General features: G+C 56.4%; 19 protein-coding genes. 10 read left to right on the top strand and 9 right to left on the bottom strand.

Annotated features, from left to right (window positions below; genetic code table 11):
- Positions 1–2 precede the first annotated feature (2 nt).
- The 3 genes from M4951_RS02270 to M4951_RS02260 form a co-directional block, all read right to left on the bottom strand.
- A complete protein-coding gene (locus M4951_RS02270; protein ID WP_262024864.1) occupies positions 3–2,354 on the bottom strand; it encodes a BatA domain-containing protein in 2,352 nt (783 codons plus the stop codon).
- A gap of 3 nt (positions 2,355–2,357) precedes the next feature.
- Complete coding sequence (locus M4951_RS02265; RefSeq protein WP_262024863.1) at positions 2,358–3,254, bottom strand: DUF58 domain-containing protein; 897 nt, start codon at positions 3,252–3,254, stop codon at positions 2,358–2,360.
- A 264-nt stretch (positions 3,255–3,518) separates the two neighbouring features.
- Positions 3,519–4,475 carry an AAA family ATPase gene (locus M4951_RS02260; protein ID WP_262026981.1) on the bottom strand — a complete coding sequence of 319 codons (957 nt, stop codon included), beginning with the start codon at positions 4,473–4,475 and terminating at the stop codon, positions 3,519–3,521.
- 288 nt (positions 4,476–4,763) lie between these two features.
- Here M4951_RS02260 and M4951_RS02255 point away from each other — a divergent pair, with 288 nt between their 5' ends.
- The 3 genes from M4951_RS02255 (at position 4,764) to M4951_RS02245 (ending at position 10,751) form a co-directional block, all read left to right on the top strand.
- Positions 4,764–7,196, top strand: coding sequence for a DUF4159 domain-containing protein (locus M4951_RS02255; protein ID WP_262024862.1), 2,433 nt, complete (start codon positions 4,764–4,766; stop codon positions 7,194–7,196).
- A gap of 360 nt (positions 7,197–7,556) precedes the next feature.
- A complete protein-coding gene (locus M4951_RS02250) occupies positions 7,557–9,119 on the top strand; it encodes a glycosyl hydrolase (RefSeq protein ID WP_262024861.1) in 1,563 nt (520 codons plus the stop codon).
- A 192-nt stretch (positions 9,120–9,311) separates the two neighbouring features.
- Positions 9,312–10,751, top strand: a complete 1,440-nt coding sequence (locus M4951_RS02245; protein ID WP_262024860.1) for a sigma-54-dependent transcriptional regulator — start codon at positions 9,312–9,314, stop codon at positions 10,749–10,751.
- A gap of 39 nt (positions 10,752–10,790) precedes the next feature.
- On the opposite strand, the gene M4951_RS02240 is transcribed toward M4951_RS02245, so the two are convergent.
- The 4 genes from M4951_RS02240 to M4951_RS02225 form a co-directional block, all read right to left on the bottom strand.
- The gene (locus M4951_RS02240; protein WP_262024859.1) at positions 10,791–11,348 is read right to left on the bottom strand and encodes a hypothetical protein; all 558 of its coding nucleotides are present in this window, start codon (positions 11,346–11,348) and stop codon (positions 10,791–10,793) included.
- Positions 11,349–11,450: 102 nt separating this feature from the next.
- Entirely contained in the window at positions 11,451–11,921 is a 471-nt protein-coding gene (locus tag M4951_RS02235; RefSeq protein ID WP_262024858.1) for a PA2169 family four-helix-bundle protein, read from the bottom strand.
- A gap of 134 nt (positions 11,922–12,055) precedes the next feature.
- Complete coding sequence (locus M4951_RS02230) at positions 12,056–12,226, bottom strand: DUF1328 family protein (RefSeq protein ID WP_262024857.1); 171 nt, start codon at positions 12,224–12,226, stop codon at positions 12,056–12,058.
- Between the two features lie 253 nt (positions 12,227–12,479).
- On the bottom strand, positions 12,480–15,167 hold the full coding sequence (locus tag M4951_RS02225; protein ID WP_262024856.1) for a response regulator: 2,688 nt from the start codon (positions 15,165–15,167) through the stop codon (positions 12,480–12,482).
- 957 nt (positions 15,168–16,124) lie between these two features.
- Between M4951_RS02225 and M4951_RS02220 the strand changes: the two genes are divergently transcribed.
- The 7 genes from M4951_RS02220 to M4951_RS02190 all read left to right on the top strand — a co-directional run bounded on the left by M4951_RS02220 (position 16,125) and on the right by M4951_RS02190 (position 22,022).
- Positions 16,125–16,490 (top strand): hypothetical protein, encoded by a 366-nt coding sequence (locus tag M4951_RS02220; protein ID WP_262024855.1) that lies wholly within the window; start codon positions 16,125–16,127, stop codon positions 16,488–16,490.
- Between the two features lie 84 nt (positions 16,491–16,574).
- Positions 16,575–16,826, top strand: a complete 252-nt coding sequence (locus M4951_RS02215; RefSeq protein ID WP_262024854.1) for a hypothetical protein — start codon at positions 16,575–16,577, stop codon at positions 16,824–16,826.
- A 27-nt stretch (positions 16,827–16,853) separates the two neighbouring features.
- Positions 16,854–17,453: an exopolysaccharide biosynthesis protein gene (locus M4951_RS02210; protein ID WP_262024853.1), complete on the top strand. Its 600-nt coding sequence runs from the start codon at positions 16,854–16,856 to the stop codon at positions 17,451–17,453.
- A gap of 477 nt (positions 17,454–17,930) precedes the next feature.
- Positions 17,931–18,818 (top strand): hypothetical protein, encoded by an 888-nt coding sequence (locus M4951_RS02205; RefSeq protein WP_262024852.1) that lies wholly within the window; start codon positions 17,931–17,933, stop codon positions 18,816–18,818.
- 174 nt (positions 18,819–18,992) lie between these two features.
- Complete coding sequence (locus tag M4951_RS02200) at positions 18,993–20,147, top strand: site-2 protease family protein (RefSeq protein WP_262024851.1); 1,155 nt, start codon at positions 18,993–18,995, stop codon at positions 20,145–20,147.
- A gap of 41 nt (positions 20,148–20,188) precedes the next feature.
- Positions 20,189–20,731: an ankyrin repeat domain-containing protein gene (locus M4951_RS02195; protein ID WP_262024850.1), complete on the top strand. Its 543-nt coding sequence runs from the start codon at positions 20,189–20,191 to the stop codon at positions 20,729–20,731.
- A 409-nt stretch (positions 20,732–21,140) separates the two neighbouring features.
- Positions 21,141–22,022, top strand: coding sequence for an alpha/beta hydrolase (locus M4951_RS02190; protein WP_262024849.1), 882 nt, complete (start codon positions 21,141–21,143; stop codon positions 22,020–22,022).
- 78 nt (positions 22,023–22,100) lie between these two features.
- Here the strand turns inward: M4951_RS02190 and M4951_RS02185 are convergent, their stop codons facing one another.
- Positions 22,101–23,033, bottom strand: a complete 933-nt coding sequence (locus M4951_RS02185; protein WP_262024848.1) for a DUF1559 domain-containing protein — start codon at positions 23,031–23,033, stop codon at positions 22,101–22,103.
- Between the two features lie 133 nt (positions 23,034–23,166).
- Entirely contained in the window at positions 23,167–23,628 is a 462-nt protein-coding gene (locus tag M4951_RS02180; protein ID WP_262024847.1) for a hypothetical protein, read from the bottom strand.
- Positions 23,629–23,716: the final 88 nt, after the last annotated feature.

The raw sequence follows: 23,716 nt of genomic DNA, 5'->3' as shown, positions 1-23,716 counted from the left end.
CGCTACGCCTCCTGCCGATAGAAGCGTTGCGACAGGGCGAACTCGATCGCCAACATCAGCGCCACCAGCAAAATCAACGGTGAGAAAAACTCGCGACCGACGCGAGCCTTCCCTTGCTCCCGCTCGATTTCGCTTTGCTCTTTGGCGACCTGATAGCGATCGGCGCCAAAGATCCCGTCCAACTCTTCCGCCGCAAGCGGATTGAGCTGCGTCGCATACGGCGGCAAGTTGACGCTAAAACCCAGCGTCGGTCCGCCTCCCAGCGGACGCAAACGGTACGAGCCGATTTGATCGGTGAACGGAATCGTGATCAAACCCCGATCGGGGATCACCTCTTGCGGATCTCCTCCACGCGGCGTGAACAGCAAATGCGTTTGCTCGGCTTGCTGCGGACCGGTCAGCAGCGACGCTCGCTCGCCGACAAAGTAGTTCAACCGCTCTTCGCCGCTACGGACCAAATATTTCGCCATTTGATTCGTGAGCACGAAAAAGGGCCATGAATCAAACCCGGTGAAGAGCGTATTCCACGGCGGCGATTCGCCCGAGGCGATCGACGTGGTGAAGGTCAGCACCAGGCCATCGCCGATGCGTTGTTCGATCAGTGCAGGCAAGTTGTTGGGGCTACTAAAGGGAATGACGACATCCGCTTCCGGCGCGAGATCGTCAAACGACCAATGCCGAGCAACCGGAAAACTGCGCCACGGGACGCTGTCGCCGATTTCGCGAAACGGGGCCAGCAATTGATGCTGGTAATCCTTGGGCTCCAAATACCAGATGCGATCACCGGCTCTCCATTGTCGCGACAGCTTACCAGGCAACAACTTCTGCGGCTCTTCGCCATTCATTTTGTCGAGCGAAGCGGACTGTCCCAAAAAGATCGCGAGTCCTCCGCCCCGTTGAACATATTGATCCAGCTTTCGCCAGGCGTTGTTGGAATAGGCGCCGGGATCAACGAGCACGATGCCGCGATAGGCGTCCAGCTCTTGTCGGTCGAGCGTTTCCGGCGTGACGACATCGACTTGAAACGGAGCGCGGCCCGAATCTTGAAACGCCGGCGGCGCGATCGCGTTGATCAAATCACGACTCGCGTCTGGCGTCGTTTCGACAACCAGCAGCGGCCACGGCTCACGGACTTCAAACGTAAACCAACGTTTGTCATCCGCCTCGAGACCATCGGCCGCGGCCAGATTGACCCAGCCGTGATGCACGCCGACCGGCAAGTCCGACAGGCGAAACTGAACGGCTTGAGATTCTCCGTCGGCTAATTGCAAATTACGGCGATCACGGCGATCGGCCTTCGGCAAGATCAGCTCGCCATCTTCCACGATCGGCAATGCGTTATCGAGTTGCTCCAGATAGAGCTCCAACGTTTGCGAAGTTTCTGGTCCATCTTGGGCCACTTCGACCTGCACCAGCACGTCGCTGTTTTTCGAGACGCTATCGGCCGAAAGCTGCAAATCGGCGACCGACGTATTGCGCACATCGACAGCGCCGACGTCGATCAAATACAACGGATAGTCAGGATGCTGGGCCAATTTGTTTTTCAAATCGCTTTGCTGCGCCCCGCTCCAGGCCGGCTGACTGAGATCGGTAAAGACGTAGATCTCTTTTCGCTTCTTTTCGCTCGAGTCGGCCAGATCGACCGCCTGGCTAACGATCCGATCCATGCTTTCACCGCCGGGCGAAACTTCCAGTCGTTGAATCGCCTGACGCGCGGCGCCGATATCCGCGGCGAAGATCGATGCGCCGGTGCGTCGATCGGCGATCGCAACTTCGCTTTCTGGCGGCAATTGGCCGGTCAACCAAATCGCGATCTCTTGGGCTTTCTCCAGCCGCGTTTGATTTTCGTGCTGATATAAGAGTCGCGGCGAAGTGTCGAACACAAAGACCGCCGAGACCGGCGCCTCTTGATCTCCCAACGAACCTGCGCCTCCGGCGCTGAGCGCCAGCGGCGTCACCACGCCTACGCCGGCCAGCAGCGCAATCGCCAATATCGTCATGCCGATGGCCAGTCCTCGACTAGCGCCCACGAGCCAAGTCGCCGCCGCGACGATCCCGGCGATCCCCGCGCCAAACGCGAGCAATCCCACCAAGACCCAACTGCTGACCGCGGCCGAACTGACGCTCGGTCGCGCCAGCGCCAACACCAGCAACAAGATCGCAACGCAACGGAGGAAGAGCAGGATCCAATGCTTTAGTTCGAGCCGACGTTGGTTCTGCACGTTGCGCGCACGCACAAACCGTAAAGCGGGAAACACGATCCGCTTCGGCTGCTGCCGCATCACCAGATGCAACAAGATCGGGACGCCGATTAACAGGCCGCCGATCAGCAAGCTGAGGTTGGCCAACTGCATGGCTTAAAACCTCGTGCGACGGTTAATCAGGTATTCGGTCAACGCTTTGTCGAACGGCATGCTGGTATCGAGCTCGACGTAGTCCACGCCCGCCTTTGAAGCGTCGCGGCGATAGCGCTCACGAAACGCTTCGACCTCTTTGCGATAGTCGGCGCGATAGCTGCCGGCGTCAAGCTTGAGAACTTCGGTCGACTCTGGATCTTCCAGTTCGACCATGCCGTCAAACGGAAACGTGACTTCCGCTTCATCCAGAATATGAAACAGGATGACGTCATGTTGACGATGCCGCAGTTGATACAGCGCTTTGAAAACTTCCTCAGGATCCGACAGCAAATCGCTGAAGATCATCACTACGCTGCGATGCTTGAGCATCGCAGCCAACTGCGACAAGCTATGAGCGATGTCGGTCTCGCCGGTCGGCTTCAAATTAGTCAGCAGCGAGAGGACATCCCCCAGATGCTTGCGCTTGGACTTCGGAGGCAGACTTTGGCGGATCTTCGTATCAAAGGTCACCAACCCAACGGGGTCTTGCTGATGAATCATCAAGTAGCAAATCGCGGCGGCCAGCGAGATCGCGTAGTCAAACTTGGTCATCTCTTGGCGATAGGTGTAGCCCATCGACTTCGAGAGATCCATCGCCAGGTAGCCGGTGATGTTGGTTTCGGCTTCAAACTTTTTGATGTAGTAGCGATCGGTCTTCGCGTAGACGAGCCAGTCGATGTCTTTGGGGTCGTCCCCTTGTTCGTAGCGGCGATGCTCGCTGAACTCGACCGAGAAGCCGTGATAGGGAGACGCGTGCAAACCTTGAAAGAACCCCCGCACGACAAACTGAGCGCGCAGGTCCAGCCGCGAAATCTGGCGAATAACTTCCGGCTTTAGGTAGCTCTCAACGGTCGACATGGGTTTCGTCTTCGTAGGGCAGGCCGTGCCTGCCGCCGGCTGGATAGGACATTAGCCCGTTGCGCAAGCGAGGGAATGCGTGCGGCTATGTTTGTTCAGCATGGTTTTTGTGGGGGGGAACGGCTACATTTTTATCCGTAGCGATGTTTTTTTAATTCCGGCCGCATTCCCTCGCTTGCGCTGCGGGCTAGTGTTTTGTCGTTTGGCAGGGCGAAGGTGCGTCTCGACGCACCTTACTCGTTTCTTTGGCAGGCACGGCCTGCCCTACTTCTCAAACTTTTCAATCTCCGGTTCCGGGATTTCTTTTAGCAGTTTGCGAATTACGTCTTCGTTGGTCATCCCTTCGGCCTGGGCTTGAAAGTTGGTGCTGATGCGGTGACGCAGCACGGGGATTGCGATCTTTTTGACGTCTTCGATCGCGACCGAGAAGCGACCTTCCATCGCGGCGATCGCTTTGCCGCCGTTGATCAGGTTTTGACCTGCCCGCGGTCCGGCGCCCCAGTCGACCAGCTCTTGGATGAACTTGGGGGTTTCGGGGTCTTTCGGACGAGTCGCACGAACAAGTCGGGCGACATACTTCACCACGTATTCGCTGACGGCGACCGACTGGACCAACTTCTGAATGTTGAGAATCGCACGGGCCGAAAAAATCTTGCGCACTTCGACCTTCTCTTGCCGCGTCGTACTCGACAAGATCTTTTCTTCTTCGCTCAGCGTGGGGTAACCGATGATGATGTTGAACATGAAGCGGTCCAACTGCGCTTCGGGCAGCGGGTAGGTTCCTTCTTGCTCGATCGGGTTTTGCGTCGCGATCGTAAAAAAGGGATCGGGCAAGTCATACGTCTCGCGACCGACGGTCACTTCGCGTTCTTGCATCGCCTGCAGCAGCGAGGCTTGCGTCTTGGGCGGGGTCCTGTTGATTTCGTCAGCCAGCAGAATGTTGGTGAAAACCGGCCCTTCGACAAAGCGGAAGTTGCGACGGCCGTTCTCGTCTTCTTCTAACACATTGGTGCCGGTAATGTCGGACGGCATCAGGTCGGGGGTGAACTGCACGCGTTTGAACTGCATGTCCAACACGCGGGCCAACGTGCTGACCATCAACGTTTTGGCCAGACCAGGCACCCCTTCCAACAAACAATGTCCGCGAGTAAAGATAGCGGCGAACAATTGCTCGATGACTTCCTCTTGACCGACGATGACCTTCTGCAACTCTTGCTGCATGACCAGCTTTTGTTGCTTAAACTCTTGTAGTACTTCGCCGAGGTTGCGGGTTTTTGCCACGTAGCGATCCTCAATGGGCTGAAATCGTTGGCGGGATTGCGGTTGTTCAGTAACAAGCCGTTTCCTGTCAGGGCGAACCTAAATTGCAATTTTGTCGCCCAAAAGCGCCGAATGGCTCTAAAATAGTGGGAAGCGTCCAGACAGCGTGATTTTAGGAATCACAGCCGCCCACGGCAACGTGTACGGGCACTTCTGCATCGGCGTTAACTACTGAAAAGTTAGATATTTATGTCGACCATCCATCGCTGCACAGCTAGCCCGTTTACGGTTCCTGGGAAGCTTACGCAGCTTGCCTATGCAACCCTGGCGATTGTGACGATTGCGGCGACTTTGTCGACCAATTTGTCAACCGCCGCCGCGCAGAACGTTCAACGCGGGGGAAACCCGGTCACGCCGCAGCGGGTCAACGAAGCGATTGCGCGCGGCGTCAATTTTCTGCGTAAGCAGCAACAAAGCGACGGCGGCTGGTCCGAATATCCGGGCCAACCCGGCGGCGTGACCAGTCTGGTGATGCTGGCGCTGATCGAAAGCGGTCTCGACGAAGATGACCCGGCTCTGACCAAAGGGTTGCAGTATTTAGAAACGAAGATCGGCCAACCAGAGCATACCTATGCGCTCAGTCTGCAAATCATGGCCTACAGCATGACCGATCCGACCGGACGCAAAGCGAGCATCGTCGCCAACGCCCAAAAGTTGGCCGGAATTCAAATCCGCGGCGGCGACCGGAGCGGCATGTGGACCTATTCGGATCCGCGCGGCGGCGGCGGCGGCGACAACTCCAATACGCAATTCGCAATTCTAGCGCTGGATGAAGCGGCCCATGTAGGAGCGAAGATTGACGAACCCACCTGGCGCGTCTCGCACGACTACTGGGAAAAATCGCAAAACCCGAACGGCTCGTGGGGCTATCTGCCGAAATCGCCGGGACGCGGCAGCATGACGGCGGCCGGAATCTCGTCGATGATCATCACCACCAAACGTCTGGCCGAGGGAGACGCCCAGGTCAACGGCGAACACATCCAATGTTGCGGACAGCAAACCCCCAACGATGCGATTGAAGATGGCTACGCCTGGCTCGGCCGCAACTTTACGGTCTATACCAACCCAGCCGACGGGGGCGATTCGCTCAATTTGCTTTACTATTTGTATGCGGTCGAACGAGTCGGACGCTTGGGCGGGCGACGCTTTATCGGCGAGCATGATTGGTATCGCGAAGGCGCCGAGATGCTGGTCAACAACCAAGACACGCTAAGCGGTTCGTGGCGCGGCACCGGCAACGCCGAAGTCACGCATCCGGCGGTCTCAACTTCGCTGGCGCTCCTCTTTCTGGCCAAAGGTCGCCGGCCGGTCTTGGTCGCCAAATACAAACATGACGCCGCCGGCCCGCGCAATACGGTCAGCAACGACTGGAATCGCCACCGCAGCGACATCGCCAATTTGACTCACTTTATCGAGCCGCGCTGGGGCAATCAGCGGATGACCTGGCAAGTGGTCGACGCCGCGCATGCGACGACCGAAGATCTGCTGCAAACGCCAGTCCTGTGGATCAGCGGGCGAGACGGATTGAAACTGACGCCAGAGCAAGAAAAAAGCTTGAAGCAGTATATCGAGCAAGGAGGCTTCGTCTTTGCCGAAGCGGCGTGCGGCGGCGCCAAGTTTGACGCCGACTTTCGCGCATTGATGAAACGAATCTTCCCCGACGCTCCGCTACGTCTGTTGCCGCCGGATCATCCGATCTGGTTCGCCGAAGCGCCGATCGAAGCGAAGTACGCCAAACCGCTGCTCGGAATCGACGCTTGCTGCCGCACCAGCGTCGTTTATTGCCCTGAAGATCTCGGCTGCTTTTGGGAACTGAACCGCAGCGAAGCGACTGCCAATTATCCGGCGTCGGTTCGCGCCCAGATCGAAGCCGGCAGCTTGATGGGCGCCAACGTGTTGGCCTACGCGACGGGACGCAAGCTGAAAGACAAGCTGGAAGATATCGAGATCGACGATACGCTGGGGGTCGAAGATGGCCAGTTGCGCAACACGCTGGTCGTCGCCAAGCTGCAACATAACGGCGGCGCCGACGACGCTCCCGCGGCGCTGACCAACATGGTTAAAGTAGCGGGACGGCAGCTTGATTTTCGCTTTGACGCTTCGCCCCACCTGATTCCGGCCAGCTATGACAAGCTGTACGAGTACCCGATCATCTTTATGCATGGGCGGCGCGACTTCCGCTTCACTCCCAAAGATCGGACTACTTTGGCCGAGCATTTATCGCGCGGCGGATTTCTCTTCGCCGACTCGATTTGCGCCAGCGTGCCGTTCACCACCGCGCTGCGCCGCGAAATGAAGATGATGTTTCCCGACGCCGAGCTGAAAGAAATTCCGCTCGATCACCCCATCTACTCCGACGCCTACAACGGCTTTGATATCACCACCGTCACCGTCAACGATCCGCAAGAGCGTCAGGAAGGGGAAGGCTTGCAGGCGACCCAATCACGTCAGGCCCCCAAATTAGAAGGCCTGTGGCTGGATGATCGCCTGATCGTCGTCTTTTCGCCGCTGGACATCAGCTGCGCGATGGAAAATGGCTCCTCCCTGCAATGCAAGGGGTATGTGCGGGAAGACGCGGCGCGAATCGCAGCGAATATCTTGCTATTTGCGATGCAGCAATAGCGGCGATCTTCGTATCCCGTTGCGCTATTTGGCCGAACGGATTCCGGTTGGCCCGGATAGCTCCGCTATCGGGGCCGACGAAGTCGGTAGGAGGCATCGAGCCGCGGCCGGACTTACTTCGGTGGTCGCTATACCGTTGGAAATGTCGAAAAGCCCCTGAACTGCTTACCGGGAACCAACCAATGCCTCTTACGGCTGCGCCGCCGCGGATAGCGGAGCTATCGCGGCCAACCAGGGAAATAACGCAACTCCAAAACTCGCGCTGCGGGCAACGAAGAGCAGACTAATCTTGGTTCATCTGAGCGACCTGCTAGATTAGAGGGGAAACTTTGATCTCGCAGCAGGAACGGTTTTACGCATATGTACCAAGAGTCGGAAAGCAGTCGCAAGACGATGGGAGACGTCGACGTCGTGTTTCACGACGGGCTGTATCACCTCTTTCACCTCGTTCTGCCGAATCACGACTTTATCGCACATGCGGTCAGTGACGATGGTCTGGCCTGGCATCGCGTCGAGAATGCGCTGTTTATCGGACATCCCGGCGCGTGGGACGATTCGATGCTCTGGACGATGCACGTGACGCCCAATCCGTTCAAGCCAAATTCATGGCGAATGTTCTACACCGGGCTCGCGCAGCATGACAACGGATTGGTGCAGCGACTAGGGATGGCGACCAGCGACGACTTGTACCAATGGGTCAAATCACCGGTCCGCTGGGTCAGCCAATGCAAGCGTTGCCGCGTGAAGAACGCGCCGGCCAGCAACATTAACGCGCACTATGAAGAGACGAGCCATTTCCCGCTGGAGTCGCCGGCGCCCTACTACGAAAGTAAATTGTCTGAGGGTCGCAGTTGGATCAGTTGGCGTGACCCGTTCTATTATCGAGACGAAAACCAAGGCTGGCTGCTAGCAGCAGCCCGCGTTCCGGATGGTCCGGTCTGTCGTCGCGGCTGCGTCGCTTTGTTGGAAGAAACCGCCGAAAACCAATTTGAAGCGAATCCCAGCCTGTTTCATCCCGGGCTGTACGATGACATCGAAGTCCCCAACCTGATGAAGCTGCGCGGCGAACGATATTTGATCGGCAGCATCCGAGAAGACGCCAAAATTCGTTACTGGCACGCTTCCGATCTTGAAAAGCCGTGGGCGAACTTTTTCGACAACGTTCTCTTGCCCAAGGGAAACTACGCCGGGCGAATCTGCTTTGACGACCATGGCCCGATGATCTGGAATTTTTACTCGCATGACATCACGAAGCGGACGGTGAAAAATCTGCTTCCTCCGCCCAAGCGAATTCGGCAACTCTCGGACGGTCAATTGCAGGTCGCGTCGTTTGAAGGCTTCGACAAACGAATTAAAGCCGACGTGACCAGCGAGGTTTTTCAGATCTCGAAAATGCTGGCCGACAAGGATGGTTCGGCCGAAGTAAATAATGAGGCCAGTTCGATTCGCTTACGAAACGACGCCGGTTTTCAGGCGTTTTTGTTTCACTCGACGGTCGATTGTTTTCGCTTTCGGGCGCGGCTAGACATGCAAGGCAACGGCAAATGCGGGCTCGTCTTTCGGATCAACCCCGAGACGCAGGACGGCTATTTCATGTCGCTGGATATGTATCGCGGAGTCGCTCAGCTGCGATCCTGGGCGACTGACCATGCAGCGACCGGCGAGCACATGATGCGTTTTGACACGCTGCAAGCCGGCTACTGGCGAAGCCGTTTGGACCGTCCCTGCGAGATTCGCCTAGTAGCTTACGGCAGCTACATCGAGTTTTCGATCGACCATCGCATCGTAATTTCCCTGGCTGATCAGACGTTTTCGGAGGGAAAACTGGGGTTCTATGTCGAAAGTGCTTGTCTCGATATCGACCAGATTCATTTAGAGCAGATGCAACGTCCGGTGACGGCTGACGAAAATCTGGCGCAGTAGTCCTTGGCTGGGGCCATATTTCCCCCGCAGTTATTGCCCCACTTTTTGCGGTAGTTTGACAAAGTTTTGCGCAAACCCCTGTCGCTGTCCAGTCGCAACTAGACTGATCGATACGTCTGGGAGTAAACTGTCGCTAGCCGGGAATAACACTTGAGGAGGAGGCGCGGAAGATCCGCAGGTCTCTATACACCCATGACGCAGATTCTTGTCGTAGATGACGATCGAGCTGTAGCGCGCCTCGTTCAGCGTTGCTTTGAAGGTAGTGCTGTTGACGTTCTGACCGCTCAGCGCGCCGCCGAAGTGATTCCGCTGATCGAAAACCATGCAGTCGACGTACTGCTGCTGGACATTATGTTGCCGGAGATCAGCGGTCTCGAAATTGCCCGCCAGATCCGGAAGATCGACTCTAAATTACCGATTATTTTCGTCACTGGTCGCGACGATAGCGAAACGACCATCGAGGCGATGAAATTGGGCGCCTATGACTATTTGGTCAAGCCGCTCGATGTAGGCATGGTCCAAGAACTGGTCGAACGAGCGATCGAGAATCGCCGCTTGATGCACGAGCCGGTCGTACTGACTCCCCAGCAAGAGGACGAAAACGAGACCGGCGATCTGCTGGTCGGTCGCAGTCCGCAAATGTTGGCGGTCTATAAAGAAGTGGGCCGCGTCGCCGCCCAGAACGTCAACGTGCTCATTCGCGGCGAAAGCGGCAGCGGCAAAGAACTGATCGCGCGGGCGATCTATCAGCACAGCAATCGCAATGACCAACCCTTTTTGGCGGTCAATTGCGCCGCACTGAGCGAAACCTTGCTCGAAAGCGAACTGTTCGGCCACGAGAAAGGCGCCTTTACCGGGGCCGACTCGCGTCGCATCGGCAAGTTCGAGCAATGCAACGGCGGCACAATTTTCCTGGACGAAGTGGGGGACATGTCTCTCACGATCCAAGCCAAAGTTCTTCGCCTGTTACAGGACCAACGCTTTGAGCGTCTCGGCGGAGCCGAAACAATCACCACCGATGTCCGCATCATCTCGGCGACCAATCGCGACCTGGAAGAGATGATCGCGGATGGTGATTTTCGCTTGGACCTGTTTCATCGCTTGAAGTCGTTTGAAATCGCGATCCCGCCGCTCCGTGATCGGGACGGCGATCTTGAGCAACTGGTTCAATACTTCCTGAAGCAGTTCAACAAACAGTTGGGAAAAGAAATTACCGGACTTTCGGCCGAATCGCTCGCTCGGCTCAAGTCGTACGACTGGCCCGGCAACATCCGCGAATTGCAAGGCGTACTGCGTAAATCGATGTTAATGGCCACATCAACCGTCCTAGCGCCAGAGTGGCTCCCGCCGGAAGTTTTTGGTGAAGCGTCTCCCACGCGCGGCACTTCTTCCGGCAATCAAGATGACGCCTTCGACGTCTTTTTAGGACAACTCGAAAGTCGCGACTCAGAAGATATGTACGCCGAATCGCTAGAGTGGATGGAGCACCGACTGCTTTCGTTCGTACTCGACAAGACCGCCGGCAATCAATCGAAAGCGGCCGTTCTGCTCGGAATTACCCGCGGCAGCCTGCGTCACAAAATGCGGGCGCTCGGCATAACCGTCGAACAGGTCGTCAAAGGGGACGAATAACTCCCCCCCTTCTCTTCGTAGCCCTCTCCATGTCATCTTTTAGGCCGCCCGATGAGGGCGGCTTTCTTCCTCCATGTCTATTCCTTCGGCAATGCGTTCTGGCGAATCGGCCGGGGCGGCGTAGTAGCGAATCACGACGGCGTCGGCCGCACGCAGCGCGTGTTCGGCCTGGGCGAGTTGCTCGGGATCGCCGCGTACGACGACACCTTGTCGATCAGCGAACAAGGCCATGATCTCCGCTTCCTGGTCACGGGGACGTCCCCAGCCAGACATAGCGCCAATCAGCGCGCCGACGATTGCTCCAGTCACGGCGATTCCTAGCGGTGCGCTGCTCGCCGCCAACTCTCCTCCAAGCGCAAACATGGCGAAAAACGATCCGACCGCGCCGAGCAATCCGCCCAGCGCAGCACCCCATAAAAGTCGCGGCTTCGCTTGATCGGTTTGCATGGCGATATGGGGCGCAAGCGCACGCAGGTCGTGCACATCGCGCACTAGTTTGAAGTTAGCGGTCGTCAGTCCTCGCAACTCCATTTCACGTTGGGCGGTTTCCCAATCGTTCGACGAATCAAACGCGCCGATTAGACAATCTTGGCTCATGATTATTCTCCTTGGCGAAATAAAGAACGCGGCTGCACTTGCAGCCGCGTTCCCTCCCATCACCCAACTTCTTCCGATCGCCTTTCGGAAGGATCGGTTGTTCTATTGCAATTTCTGTTGGCGGAATTCGCGAACTTGATCGCGACCCTGCTTGACTGCAACGAACTGTTCGTGGAGGACGGCGCTTAAGGGACTGCCGGCAGTCTTGGGTAATAACGTCTTATATTCATCGACCAGATAATCCTCCAAACGCTCCATGTCCGCTAGGATGAATTCCAGCTTTCCTCCCGAGACCGAAGAACGAAGCGCCATCCATAACTTTTGGGCTTCTCCCATCAGCGTGCCGGAGGAAGGAGGATTCTCGTCGTTTAGCTGTATGTACTGACGCAACTCATGCTCCAACTGAGCGCGACGCGTCGCCAATTCGTAGAAAAGCCGCGCTGTTTGCGGGCATTCGACCTTCGCGGCGGAATCGGTGAGCGCCGTTTGACTGTCGTGCAAAGCTCGTGTGAGTTCGTGCAATGCCGCAAGCGTTTCTTCGTCTAATTGAAAAATCGTATTCATATGAGACATGACGGCTCCTACTTAGAAAAGAATAAAGTGACTCGATGAATCCTTCCGTGCCATCTCACTTGCCGTCGCTGATTAACCCGGGCCGGGCGACACTACGCCCGGCGTTTTCAACGATACTCGACATGCGTCTACGCCTAAGCGACAGGCCGACGGACCATGCCGCCCAACAGACTCACGACGAACAAGACTAGAAAGACGAAGAACAAAATCTTCGCGATACCAGCCGCTGCGCCAGCAACGCCGCCAAAACCAAGTCCAGCAGCGATCAGCGCGATAATGAAAAACATCAAAGCCCATGACAACATAACAGTCTCCTTCAGAAAGGCAGGTTTGTTGGATGATCTCGCAAGCCTGGGATGGTTGCGAGATGTTGTGTTCGAAAAGACCTCTAATGCAGTTGGTATGCCAAACGTTGCAACAGCGGCAAAAGCGTCTACTTAACCACAGTGAGTGCAACGAGTTAGAATTCTCATCGCTTGTTAGAAATGCGTGCGACCGCCAACGGTGAATGATTTGATCGCCGTCGCTGTGGACGTGCGGCGACCAGAAAGAAGTCGCTTAACGCCGAAAAGGCTCGAGCGCTTTCGCCAGGCGATCAAACTCGGCGAGCATCGCATCGATCATTCCCTGCGCTTGTTCGATCTTTCCAGAACGGACCGCTTCTTCCATTTGGGCCGCCAAATGAGAAGCCGCCTCACCGCCGACATTGCCGGCCAACCCTTTGAGACTGTGCGAAGCCAACTCTAAACGGCGTGCATCGCCTGCTTGAGACGCTTCAACCAGATCACGTAACAGCGCTTGCGAGTCTTCGTCGTAAAAGCCGACGAAATCGCGGAACAATTCGAGATCGCCTCCCAATCGCTCCAGAGTTGATTCCAGGTGCAACGGTTCCCCTTGCGGGCGGATCTTGATCGGATTGGATTCGTTTTCGCCGTTCATACTGTTGCTAAAATCGTTGGCCAGGCTTTCTAGGGTGGCAAGCAGATCGTCAATATCGATCGGCTTGGAGATATACGCGTCCATTCCGGCGCCAAGACACTTCTCGCGATCTCCCTGCATCGCATGGGCCGTCATCGCGATAATCGGCGTCGCTTCAAAACCTTCTTCACGTTCAATCTGACGGATCGCGGCAGTCGTCTGCAACCCATCCATGATCGGCATTTGCACATCCATCAGGATCACGTCAAATTCATCGTCCCGATATTTCTCGAGCGCTTCACGTCCATTGTGCGCCTCGACGACGATATGCCCCCGCTTTTTCAGCAGGCTCGTCACCAGCTTGCGATTCGCGGCGGTGTCTTCGACCAGCATCACTCGCAATGCGTTAAAGCTCGATAACACTTCAACCGAACGGGAGCGTTGACTTTCTGGCGCGGCGATCGCCATCGCTTCGACTAAGGAGTCATGCAAGCTCGACGCGGTGATCGGTTTGGCCAACGTCGAACGAATCGGCAAATCTTCTTCACGTTCGCGAAAGTGATGTCGATCGCTTGGAGCCGCCATCAACACGATCGGTGGAGTCTTTCCTGCGACCTCTCCCAGTCGTTTGCACAAATCGTAGCCGTCGATCCCCGGCATCAGCGCATCAATCAGCACCAAATCAAACGGGTCGCCCACCTTTTGCTTTTCGCTAAACAGACGAATCGCTTCTTCGGCGTCAGAAGTGGTAAATGCGTCCAATTCCCATGAACGTAGCAGTTCACGCAAGATCTTTCGGTTAGTTTCGTTGTCGTCGACGACCAGCACCTGCATGCCGGCGAACTCTGGCGGAAGGATCGCACTTCGCAGGCGACTTTCGGCGGTCCTTGTGCGTGGAAAGAGGAGTGCGAACGAAAACCGGCTGCCGACGCCGGGTTCACTACTCAGTTCCAGACGCCCTCCCATCAACTCCAGCAGTTCGTGACAGATCGTCAGCCCCAATCCGCTGCCGCCAAAATTTCGTGTGGAAGAGCTGTCGACTTGCGTGAACGGCTCGAAAATTCGTTTTTGATCCGCCTCCGTGATGCCGACCCCAGTATCGTTGATCGTAAATCGAATGCGGACTTCACGAGGAAAACGCCGCAACAGCTTGACCGACAACAGCACTTCCCCGCGTTCGGTAAACTTCACCGCGTTGGAAACCAGGTTGGTGATGATTTGCCGCAGTCGAATCGCGTCGCCGATCAATTCTTCAGGAATGCGCGAATCATAGTCGATAGCGACTTCCAATCCCTTCGAGAAGGCGCGCTCCGACAATGCCCGCATCGTTGCGTCAATGGTCTGTCGCAGGTTGAATTCGGATCGGTCAATCGTGAATTTGCCGGCTTCAATTTTCGAGAAGTCGAGGATGTCGTTCAACAAGCTCAATAACGTATGCGCCGACGAGTTCGCCGTTTCGACATAGTCCCGCACCGCTTCCGGCAGATCTTCGGCCAAAGTCAACTTGGTCATGCCGATGATCGCGTTCATCGGAGTTCGAATCTCATGGCTGACGTTGGCGAGAAACTCGCTGCGAGCCCGATTCGCTCGTTCGGCGGCCGCTTTCGCTTTTTGCAGCTCACGTTCGGCGAATTTCCGCTCTGAAATATCGCGTTCGATTGTCGAGACGCCGATAATCCGCTCGTTGGCGTCGCGCAACGGAGAGACCGTGATCGAAACCGAGATGATTCGTCCGTCGCGACGACGACGCTCCGTTTCAAACTGCGTCAATCGTTTGCCGTGCACACGAGCTTCCACAATTTCCGGCTCTTCCTCGTGCTGCGTCGGCGGAAATAAAAGAGAAATCGGCTTGCCGAGCGCCTCTTCGGCCTGGTAGCCGTAGACCGCTTCCGCTCCGGCGTTCCAACTGGTGATCTGGTCATCAATATCGCGGCTGATAATCGCGTCGTACGACGAATCAACGATCTGCGCCAAGCGTTGATACGATTCATCGCGACGCCAACAAGCGGCCAAGACCGACAGACCGCGCATCGCATCCGCCAATTTCATTTTGATCCGTGGATCCTCTAATTTCTCGGAGTCGCCGAATAGTTCGATCGCTAATACCGGCTTGTCATCCAGAAATACAGGGATCGCTAAAATCGAAAGCGATTGGTCAGCGTGCAGGGTCGAATCGAGCAACTCAATCACCGGCTGCTTCTCAACAAAGGCGCGCAGCACCGCTTCACCTGCTTCGGCCGGAGCAACTTCTGAATGTCGCCGCCGCAATCGCTGGGCGACGTCGTCACAATCGATCAGTTCTTCGGGATGCCAGAGTTGCGCAGCCAAGGTCTGCGGGCTTGTAGATTCGCCCGGAATGCTGACGCATCCAAAGCGACACTCAAACTCGTGCACTAACCACGGTAAAACGCGTCTTACAGAATCGGGTAGCGAATCGCCCACGGCGAACGCCTCCATCAGTCGGAGAAATAATTTCTTCGGCGGATCAGCGGCGTCCACTAACAATACTCCCACTGGAATTGAAAGCTCCTATCGTAGAACGAATTGCCCAATCAATCGACCGCACTTTGGCGCGCCGCTTGCTTACTTGAACCGTTCCGTAAGGCTTGCCCATTCCATTTGAGGTGACAATCGCCATGACCCTGATCGAATTTTTGTTGTTACTGCTAGTTGCCGGAATCTGCGGTTCGATCGGACAATCGCTCGCAGGCTATTCCCACGGCGGTTGTCTGGTTTCTGTCGCGCTCGGATTTATTGGTGCTTTACTAGGCGCGTGGATATCGCGTTGGATTGGAATCGGCGAACTATTGGCAATCCAAATCGGCGACACTACGTTTCCAATCGTCTGGTCGGTTATCGGCGGAGCTCTGTTCGCGACCGCATTGGCCTTAATAAGTGGTCGAAATCGCTATATAGAGTGACCGTCACCCCACCCGCATCTCCTGCAACTATCTCAGATGCGCTAACTGAGCAAATAGCCGACCATCTTTGCTTAGGAAGTTCATTTTTCTTGAGTTCTGGCCGAAATCGATCAAATGTGCGGCATCCACGCTCAATCGCGCAAGATTCAACAGCCAATCTTCTCGTCTCTTCGTGCGTAGCGCAATCAGGCTGGTCGTCCGACCGCCAATCTTGGGCAACTCACAGATCGCCGCACTGAGGCCACAACCTTTTAATATCAAAGGGTTTAGAATCAACTGCGACCAATTGGCCCGCGAAATGCCTAAAGGAGAGATGTGGTGATCGACGCCGTAACCCTCTGATCCAACCCCCTAGAGAAATCCCATGAAGACTTACCTCATACGCCGCGGCAACTCGCTAGTCGCCGTATTAGCGACACTCGCCGTGATCATCGTGCTTGCCTGCGGAATCATCTACGCGATGGGCTACGCCACCGTCGAGAACTCCAGCGACAAGACCACGATTGAAGTCAACACGCAGCAAATCAAAGAAGACGCCGGCCAGGCGGTCGAGTCCGGCAAGCAGATGCTAAATGACGCCGGCAAGTCGATCGAGGAAGGCGCTGAAGAAGTTAAGGATCAAGTTGACGGCGATTCGGAGCCAGAAACCGAAGTGAACATCGAAACCCAACCGGCGCCAGAGACTCCGCCAGCTGACAACAGCGATCAGGCCGTCACGATACCTGGCTAGTTTCCCCTAGCCGAACGGCTCGCCGAGTCACCAGCCAGGCGGGCCGTTCTTTTTTCGCGCTACCCTCAAACTGGAGTCGCTCTCATGTTTCGCCGCATTGACCCCTTTGAAATGTATCACCTTGGGCTTGGCGTCGTCTGTGCAGCCGCGCTATTTCTCGGGTGTGCTCCTCCCCCCAATCAAGTCCCTGTCGATCCGACTCCTCCCACGATCGACTCGACCGTCGATCCTGCTCCGCTAGAAGATGAAAGCAAAGCCAAGATCGATATCGATATCGGCGGCGGACAAGGCGTCAATATTGATGTCGAAGGACGAACCGATAACCCAGCCAATTAGGCGAAGTAACTCAACCTGGAGATCTTGATGGAGACGGCCTGCGCGACGGAGAAGCCGGAGAATTTGAGCGACGTGCTCGACCAGTTAGTCGACAATACCACAGGCGAAAACGCTTCGTTCGGCGATGTGATGGATGCGTTGAACAGCCGCAGCTTTGGCCCCGTACTATTGGTTCCTGCGGTGCTGGCCGTCTCGCCGCTAGGCGCGATCCCAGGCGTCTCGATCTTCACCGGCGCATTGATCTTTGTCATCGCGGCGCAGATGCTTGCCGCTCGCTCTCACATCTGGCTGCCGAAGCGATTGCTCGCCTTTTCTTTCTCACGTGAGAAGTTAGTCAACTCGGTCAAGTCGACTCGTCCCTGGGCGGTATGGTTCGAGCCATGGATTCACAACCGCCTTTCCTTTCTGATCGAAGCCCCATTTCGCCAAGCGATCGCCCTGGTGGTGATGATTCTGGCGGCGCTCTTCGTCCCGCTTGCATTTCTCCCGTTCGCGGTCGCCGTACCGGGAACAGCCATCGCGTTGATTGCTTTAGGGATGACGGCCAAAGATGGAGCGCTGGTTTTGGCTGGCTGCACCGCAAGTATCGCGGCGATCGTATTGGCAGTGGTCTTCTGGCCATTCTAAAAAGTTGCCGCTGCCGGCAAAAAAATATTTGCGTCGCCCCCAATCGCGACCTAGATTGAAAGTGTTCGGCTGATGGGCCCTTTCGGTTTATCTGGCTCCAGATGACCGCAGTCGAACAGGGACGCTACACGGAGCGTTAGGTAACTGACCCGTAGCGTGAACCCGACGCGCGTTGACACCTAGCAATCGCGCGCCGGGCTTTTTTATTTCTTGCCTGCGATCTCTTTCGCGACTCGTTCTTCTTCCCTCCCAATCGTTGGCTTCTCGCCTGCTGATTTGTTTTTGCTTGTCTGTTGGCGGCTGACGCTTCACGATGGTCGCCGCGCCGGCGCCGTTGTGCTTGGTTTTGCTAAAAAACGCCGAGAAAACCAGCTATAGCTCAATCGGCATGGTCTTTGCTCCTCTGTCTTCTCGTGGAAACAACACCGCGTTTTGAGATTCGCGGATGACCGATGAACTTGACTGAGGAGACTTACGATGACAAAAACCACATGGAGCTGGATGGGCCTCTTGGGCATTTGCGCCTTGGCGTTGCCTGTCGCTGCTCAAGACGTAGATCTGACCGAGGCAATCGAAGGCCCGGCAAAAGCCAACGCAGGCGTTGATGTCGACGTGAATACTCCGAAGGTAGAAACGCCAAAGGCGGTCGCGCCTCCGAAGGTTCAAGCAGATGACGCGCTGCCGGTCCCGGCCGCCCAAGGAGACGCCGCCGTCGATGTAGACGCCAAAGCGGATCGTGCTCCGCGACTTGATTCGCAACTAGAAAGCGAGATGAAGGCGAAGGCCAACGTTGATCCGGCCAACCCGAACCCCGGTGTGGATGTCGATGCGACGACTGACATTGATGCGCGTAACCGCGCCGAGATGGATCGTAATCGCAATGACAATCGCGACCGCGATCGTGATCATGCTGACAATGACCGCAACGCCAAGTGGCGCTACAAGCAGCATAACGGCGAATGGTGGTATTGGACCCCCGCCGGACACTGGATGTATCACCGCGGTGGCAACTGGGTGACCTACGATCGTGCGAACTACTCGCGCCCCCGTGGTTATCAGCAGCAAGGTAATTATTACGGTGGTAACGTCGGCGGTCAGGCGTACTACAACGATGGTTACTACAACGGCCCGAACCGCACGTACTATCGCGGCGGAAATAACGGCTACAACAACCGTTACAATAACAACCGCTACAACAACGGGTATGGCCGAGGCTACAACAATGGTTACGGTCCCGGCTACTACGGCGGCAACCGCGGCGCCCAGCAAGGCGCTAACATTGGCGCCGGAATCGGAGGAGCCGTTGGCGGACAACGCGGTGCGAATCTCGGCGCCGGGATCGGGGCTGCAATCGGCAGCGACTAACCTCGCTTGGTAAACCTTTGATATAGCTGAAGTTCAGCAAAGCGCCGTACTCCCTGGAGTGCGGCGTTTTTTTGTTGGCGTTTCGTCAGAACCGGCTGAAGCGGCTTTAGCCCAACCAAATCTGCTCTACAATTCACCCTGGATCTTGCAACCTGGCTCGAAAGGCGTTTACGCATGAAATGGTCGTTAAGGATTGGTACGCTATTTGGCATCGGCGTTTACGTCCACTTCACTTTCCTGATTATCTTGATCTGGTTCGCCGCACTTCACTGGACCCGCGGCGACGATTTCAGCGACGCGGTGCTGGGGATGGCGATGGTCGTCGCTATTTTCACCATTGTGGTGCTGCATGAACTGGGGCATGCGTTGGCTGCCCGACGCTATGGAATCGGCACGAAGGACATCACACTGCTGCCGATCGGCGGCGTCGCACGGCTTGAGCGAATGCCGGAAGATCCGAAACAAGAACTCGTGGTTGCGATCGCCGGGCCGATGGTCAACGTCGTGCTGGCGGTGATCTTTCTGGCGCTGACCCTCTTGATCGGCAGTTTAGGCCCTGATCGCAATATGGCCCTGGAATATCTCAGTTCCGTCGTTTCCGAAAACTCCTCGATCTCGACCATGACCGATCACACGCTTGCGCAACAGGCGGCGTCGATCTGCTTCATCATGTTCGGCTTCAACGTCATTATGGTGCTGTTCAACATGCTGCCTGCGTTTCCGATGGACGGGGGACGCGTGCTTCGCGCTTTTCTGGCGATGAACATGGACTACGTTCAGGCGACGCAGATCGCCGCCGGAGTCGGCCAAATGATGGCGTTTCTCTTCGGCTTCGCCGGCCTCTTTTACAATCCGTTTCTCGTTTTTATCGCCTTGTTCGTCTGGATGGGGGCGACGGCGGAAGCGGCGATGGTCACGCGAAAATTTGCCCTGACCGGCATTCCGATCCGCAGCGCCATGATCACCCATTTTCAAACGGTCCGCCCAGACGAAACCCTCGGCGCCGCGGCGGCGCATGTGCTCGCCGGATTTCAGCAAGATTTCCCGGTGGTCGAAGGGGGGCATGTCGTCGGGATGTTGACCAAGCATGACCTACTGAAGGCGCTGGCCGAAAATGGTAACGGAGCGGCGGTTAGCACCGTGATGCGAACCGATTTTCAGGTCGCTACCCCCGGCGAAATGCTGCAAACCGCCTACGAACGCCTGCAGCAAGGCGCTTGTAACTCGATGCCGATTGTCGTCGGCGGGCAACTGGTCGGCGTGGTCGATCTAGAAAACGTTGGCGAGTTTATCGCGATCCGGTCGGCGCTGCGGCAGAGTAGCAGCTAGAATGGGACGTTTCGACCCACGATTCAGGAAAGCATCGTCCGTTGTTTGATCCGATCGCTAATCAAAACCTGGGCCGCGCCATTTATGCCGGCGACGCCGCCCTGGTGCAAGAGATTCTCACCGCCGATCGTTCGTTGGTCCGAGACTTTGTCACGACCGAAGATCTGAAACGTACTTGGCTCAATCTGGCGGTCAAACGGGGTGCAGCATCAGTCGTCGCGGTGATGCTGGACGCAGGCTACAACATCGATGTTCAACTGATTCCGACCGGCGAAACGCCGCTGCAAACGGCGATCATGCACGAGAAGGATGAAGTGGTCGAGTTGTTGATCAAGCGCGGCGCTAACCCGAACCTCGATCGCTCGCTCGTTTCGGCCCTCAATTGGAAGATCTCTCCGGATCGCCGACTTCGCTACGTGACGCTGTTGGTCGAAGCCGGCGCCGACTTGAACCGGCTATACAATCTATACGGCGACCCCGGCTGCCAACTGGCGGCGCTCGACTGGACCGATGATCCGGCGGTGATCGAACTATTGCGCAGTCATGGCGCGATGAGCGCGGATGAGTTGCAAACCGAGCGTTGATGCGTCCCTCTTCCGCCCAAAGTTGCATCGCTCTGCGGCGTCGGCTATTCTCGCGGATACGCCACCTCCCTGCCCTCACCTAGTGAAGTTGCGTTTTGTGAAATCAGAGGCGCCGATTTTTCTTCGTCGCCCGAAGCGCGAGCAATCGAACACGAATAAAGGACGTTATTACGGCCAGAATCAACCGCAAATCGTCACACTAGCCCGCCAGCGCCAGCGAGGGAATAAAGTTGGCGATCCTAACACGGATTGAAGTGGCGAGCCGTATTCCCTCGCTGGCGCTGGCGGGCTAGTGTTCGATTGATTCGAAATAGCGCAACCTCAAAACTCGCGTTTCGTGCTATGAAGAGAAATGCCGATACGCAACGCCAAATGACACAACTTCAAAACTCTCACCCCAGGTTTCCCCATGAAAACCATGCTCGCCGCTGCGTTGCTCAGCCTCGCCGCTTCGCCGGTTTTGGCGGATAATACGGAACTCAACCTCTGGCCTGCCGGTCAGGTTCCTGACCAAGACCAATCGGTCAAAGAAGAAATTGTTGAAGTAATCGATCAGCGGATCGGACGCAAAGTGACCAAGGTCACCAAACCGATGATTACGGTCTATCAACCCGCTGCCGATAAGCGCAACGGCGCTGCGGTCGTCGTCTGTCCCGGCGGCGGTTACAACATTCTGGCGTATGATCTGGAAGGGACCGAAGTCGCTAAATGGCTCAACGACATCGGCGTCACCGCCGTCCTCCTCCACTATCGCGTGCCGCGGGCCAAAGGAGACTACCAGATCGGGCCGATGCAAGACGCCCAGCGAGCGATGCGATTGACGCGCGAACATGCCGCCGCGTGGGACATTGATCCCAACCGCATTGGGCTGCTCGGCTTCTCGGCCGGCGGCAATCTGACCGCGATCACCGGGGTTTGTCACGAACTGAAAACGTACGAACCGATCGATGACGCCGACAAGCTCAGCAGTCGCCCTGATTTCTTGGTGCTGGTTTATCCCGCCTATCTGACCACTGAACCCGATAGCGTCGTCCTGAATGACCTCGTCCAAGTAACCGCGACCACTCCTCCGGCGATCATGATTCACGCCGAAGATGACCCGATCCCCTGCAACAACAGCATCGCCTTCTTTCTGGGGCTAAAGCGGTTGAAGACGTCGGCAGAACTCCATATCTACCCGACCGGCGGACACGGCTATGGACTTCGCCCCACCGAGCATGAAGTGACCCACTGGCCGAAGGTCGTGACCTCGTTCATGCAGAAGCAAGGAATGCTGGGCGAGCAGAAATAGTCTCGCCGCACGAACAACAATCAACAGTTCAGGGGCCGATATCGGCCCCTGTTTTTGTTGCTGATCGTCATCGCTCGATTAGTACCCGTCAGACGGAATCACGCTTCCATCTTGTCGATTCGCCAGATTGCGATAGATCTGGATGTCGATCGTTTCGACGATCAGATGGACCGAACCATCGCAAAACGCAAAGTTGGTTCCGGCCGGGTGACGGCTGCGGAAATCTTCAGGATGGTTGTCGTCGTCATTCGGCGGATGGGCGTCGACGATTCCTAAGATTCGCTCGATTGCGTATTCCGATTCACTCACCGAACCGACCCAGGTCGATGGCGCTTCGTCGGTAAACATCCGCTCGCCGCAGAAGAACGTATTGGACGTGCCGTCGGTGATATGGGCAAATCTCGTGTTGCTGTTGTGATGGAAGACGCCGTTGCCGCTGCACTTGGCGCCGGCCGAAAAATCTTCGCAATCTTCGATCGTCGTCGCTCCATTATCGGTCGAACCGAAGACGCCGATATAACTGGCGGACGCGAGTTCGATGTCGTCGTGATCTTCGCCCTCGGACTCTTCGTGGCCATGCTCTTCGCCATGCACTTCAAAGGTGAACGGGGCTCGGTCTGATGGGCAATGATACCCTTGGACATGATGCGTCCGCACCGCTTCGTGGGCCGCGTTGCGAATCGAAAGCCGGAAGTCAATCAAGTTGTCGACGACATTCTGTTGCTCCAGCATCGGCAACAACTGTGCGCCCCAACCCCAGCCAGGTTCGCCATGCGCGAACGGCGTGCTGGTTCCTTCGACGGTCGCGATCCAGCCAGAGGGGAACGATTGGAACGTGTCGTGATAGTTGTGGCTCGCCAGGCCGATCTGTTTCAGGTTGTTAGTGCAAGACATCCGTCGAGCCGCTTCACGGGCTTGCTGCACCGCCGGCAACAACAAAGCGATCAAAATGCCGATGATCGCAATCACGACCAACAGTTCAACTAACGTAAATGCATCGCGCTTGGGCACGGTAGGCTCTCCGGTGAAGATAGGAATGCTCGAGTCGCCTGCGATCAAAAAAATCGGTCAGGCCGATCACAACAGACATGCTGCGATCCAAAACCAAGTCGTATGTCACGGCGCAGCGAAACTGCGCCATGCGTTAAACGACCGGCGGCGCTCGAGGCGAGACCGGAGAGAAAATCGCCAGTTGCGGCGAAGCGGGCAGCGTCCGCACTAGCGAACGTGCGACCTCTTGAGCGACATCGGTAGACGTCGCTGCAGCGTAGGTGAGATTCTGCTGCAGAAAGTGGCAAATCGAGCAGTCATGCCAGGCGTGCGAATCGCTGCGCAGCTGAACTTCGCCCAGCACGATGGTTCGCGGCGTCTGGACGATCGACGCGTGCGCATGATCATGCTGGTGGTGATGATGACCATGATCGCCGTGAGCATGCGCATGGACGTGCGTATGCGGAGCGTGTCCGTGAGTGCAACCTGACAGCCCGTGCAACCCCTGAGCCAACGTCACCGAAGCGACATAAGCGAGGAAGACGAATTTGGCGGTCAGATTCTGCATCAGGAAAATTTGCAATCGGGACCAGACTTGCAATTCAATTGCACTCAAGTACAAGCTCAATACTATCCAGATTCGCCGTAAAATCAACGGCAAACCTCAATTCTTCATCGACTTCTCCCCGAAACCTAGCGAATTG

Source organism: Blastopirellula sp. J2-11 (assembly GCF_024584705.1).
Taxonomy (GTDB): Bacteria; Planctomycetota; Planctomycetia; order Pirellulales; family Pirellulaceae; genus Blastopirellula.
Note: the sequence above shows the minus strand (reverse complement) of the source record. Positions and strands in the feature narration are given on the sequence as shown.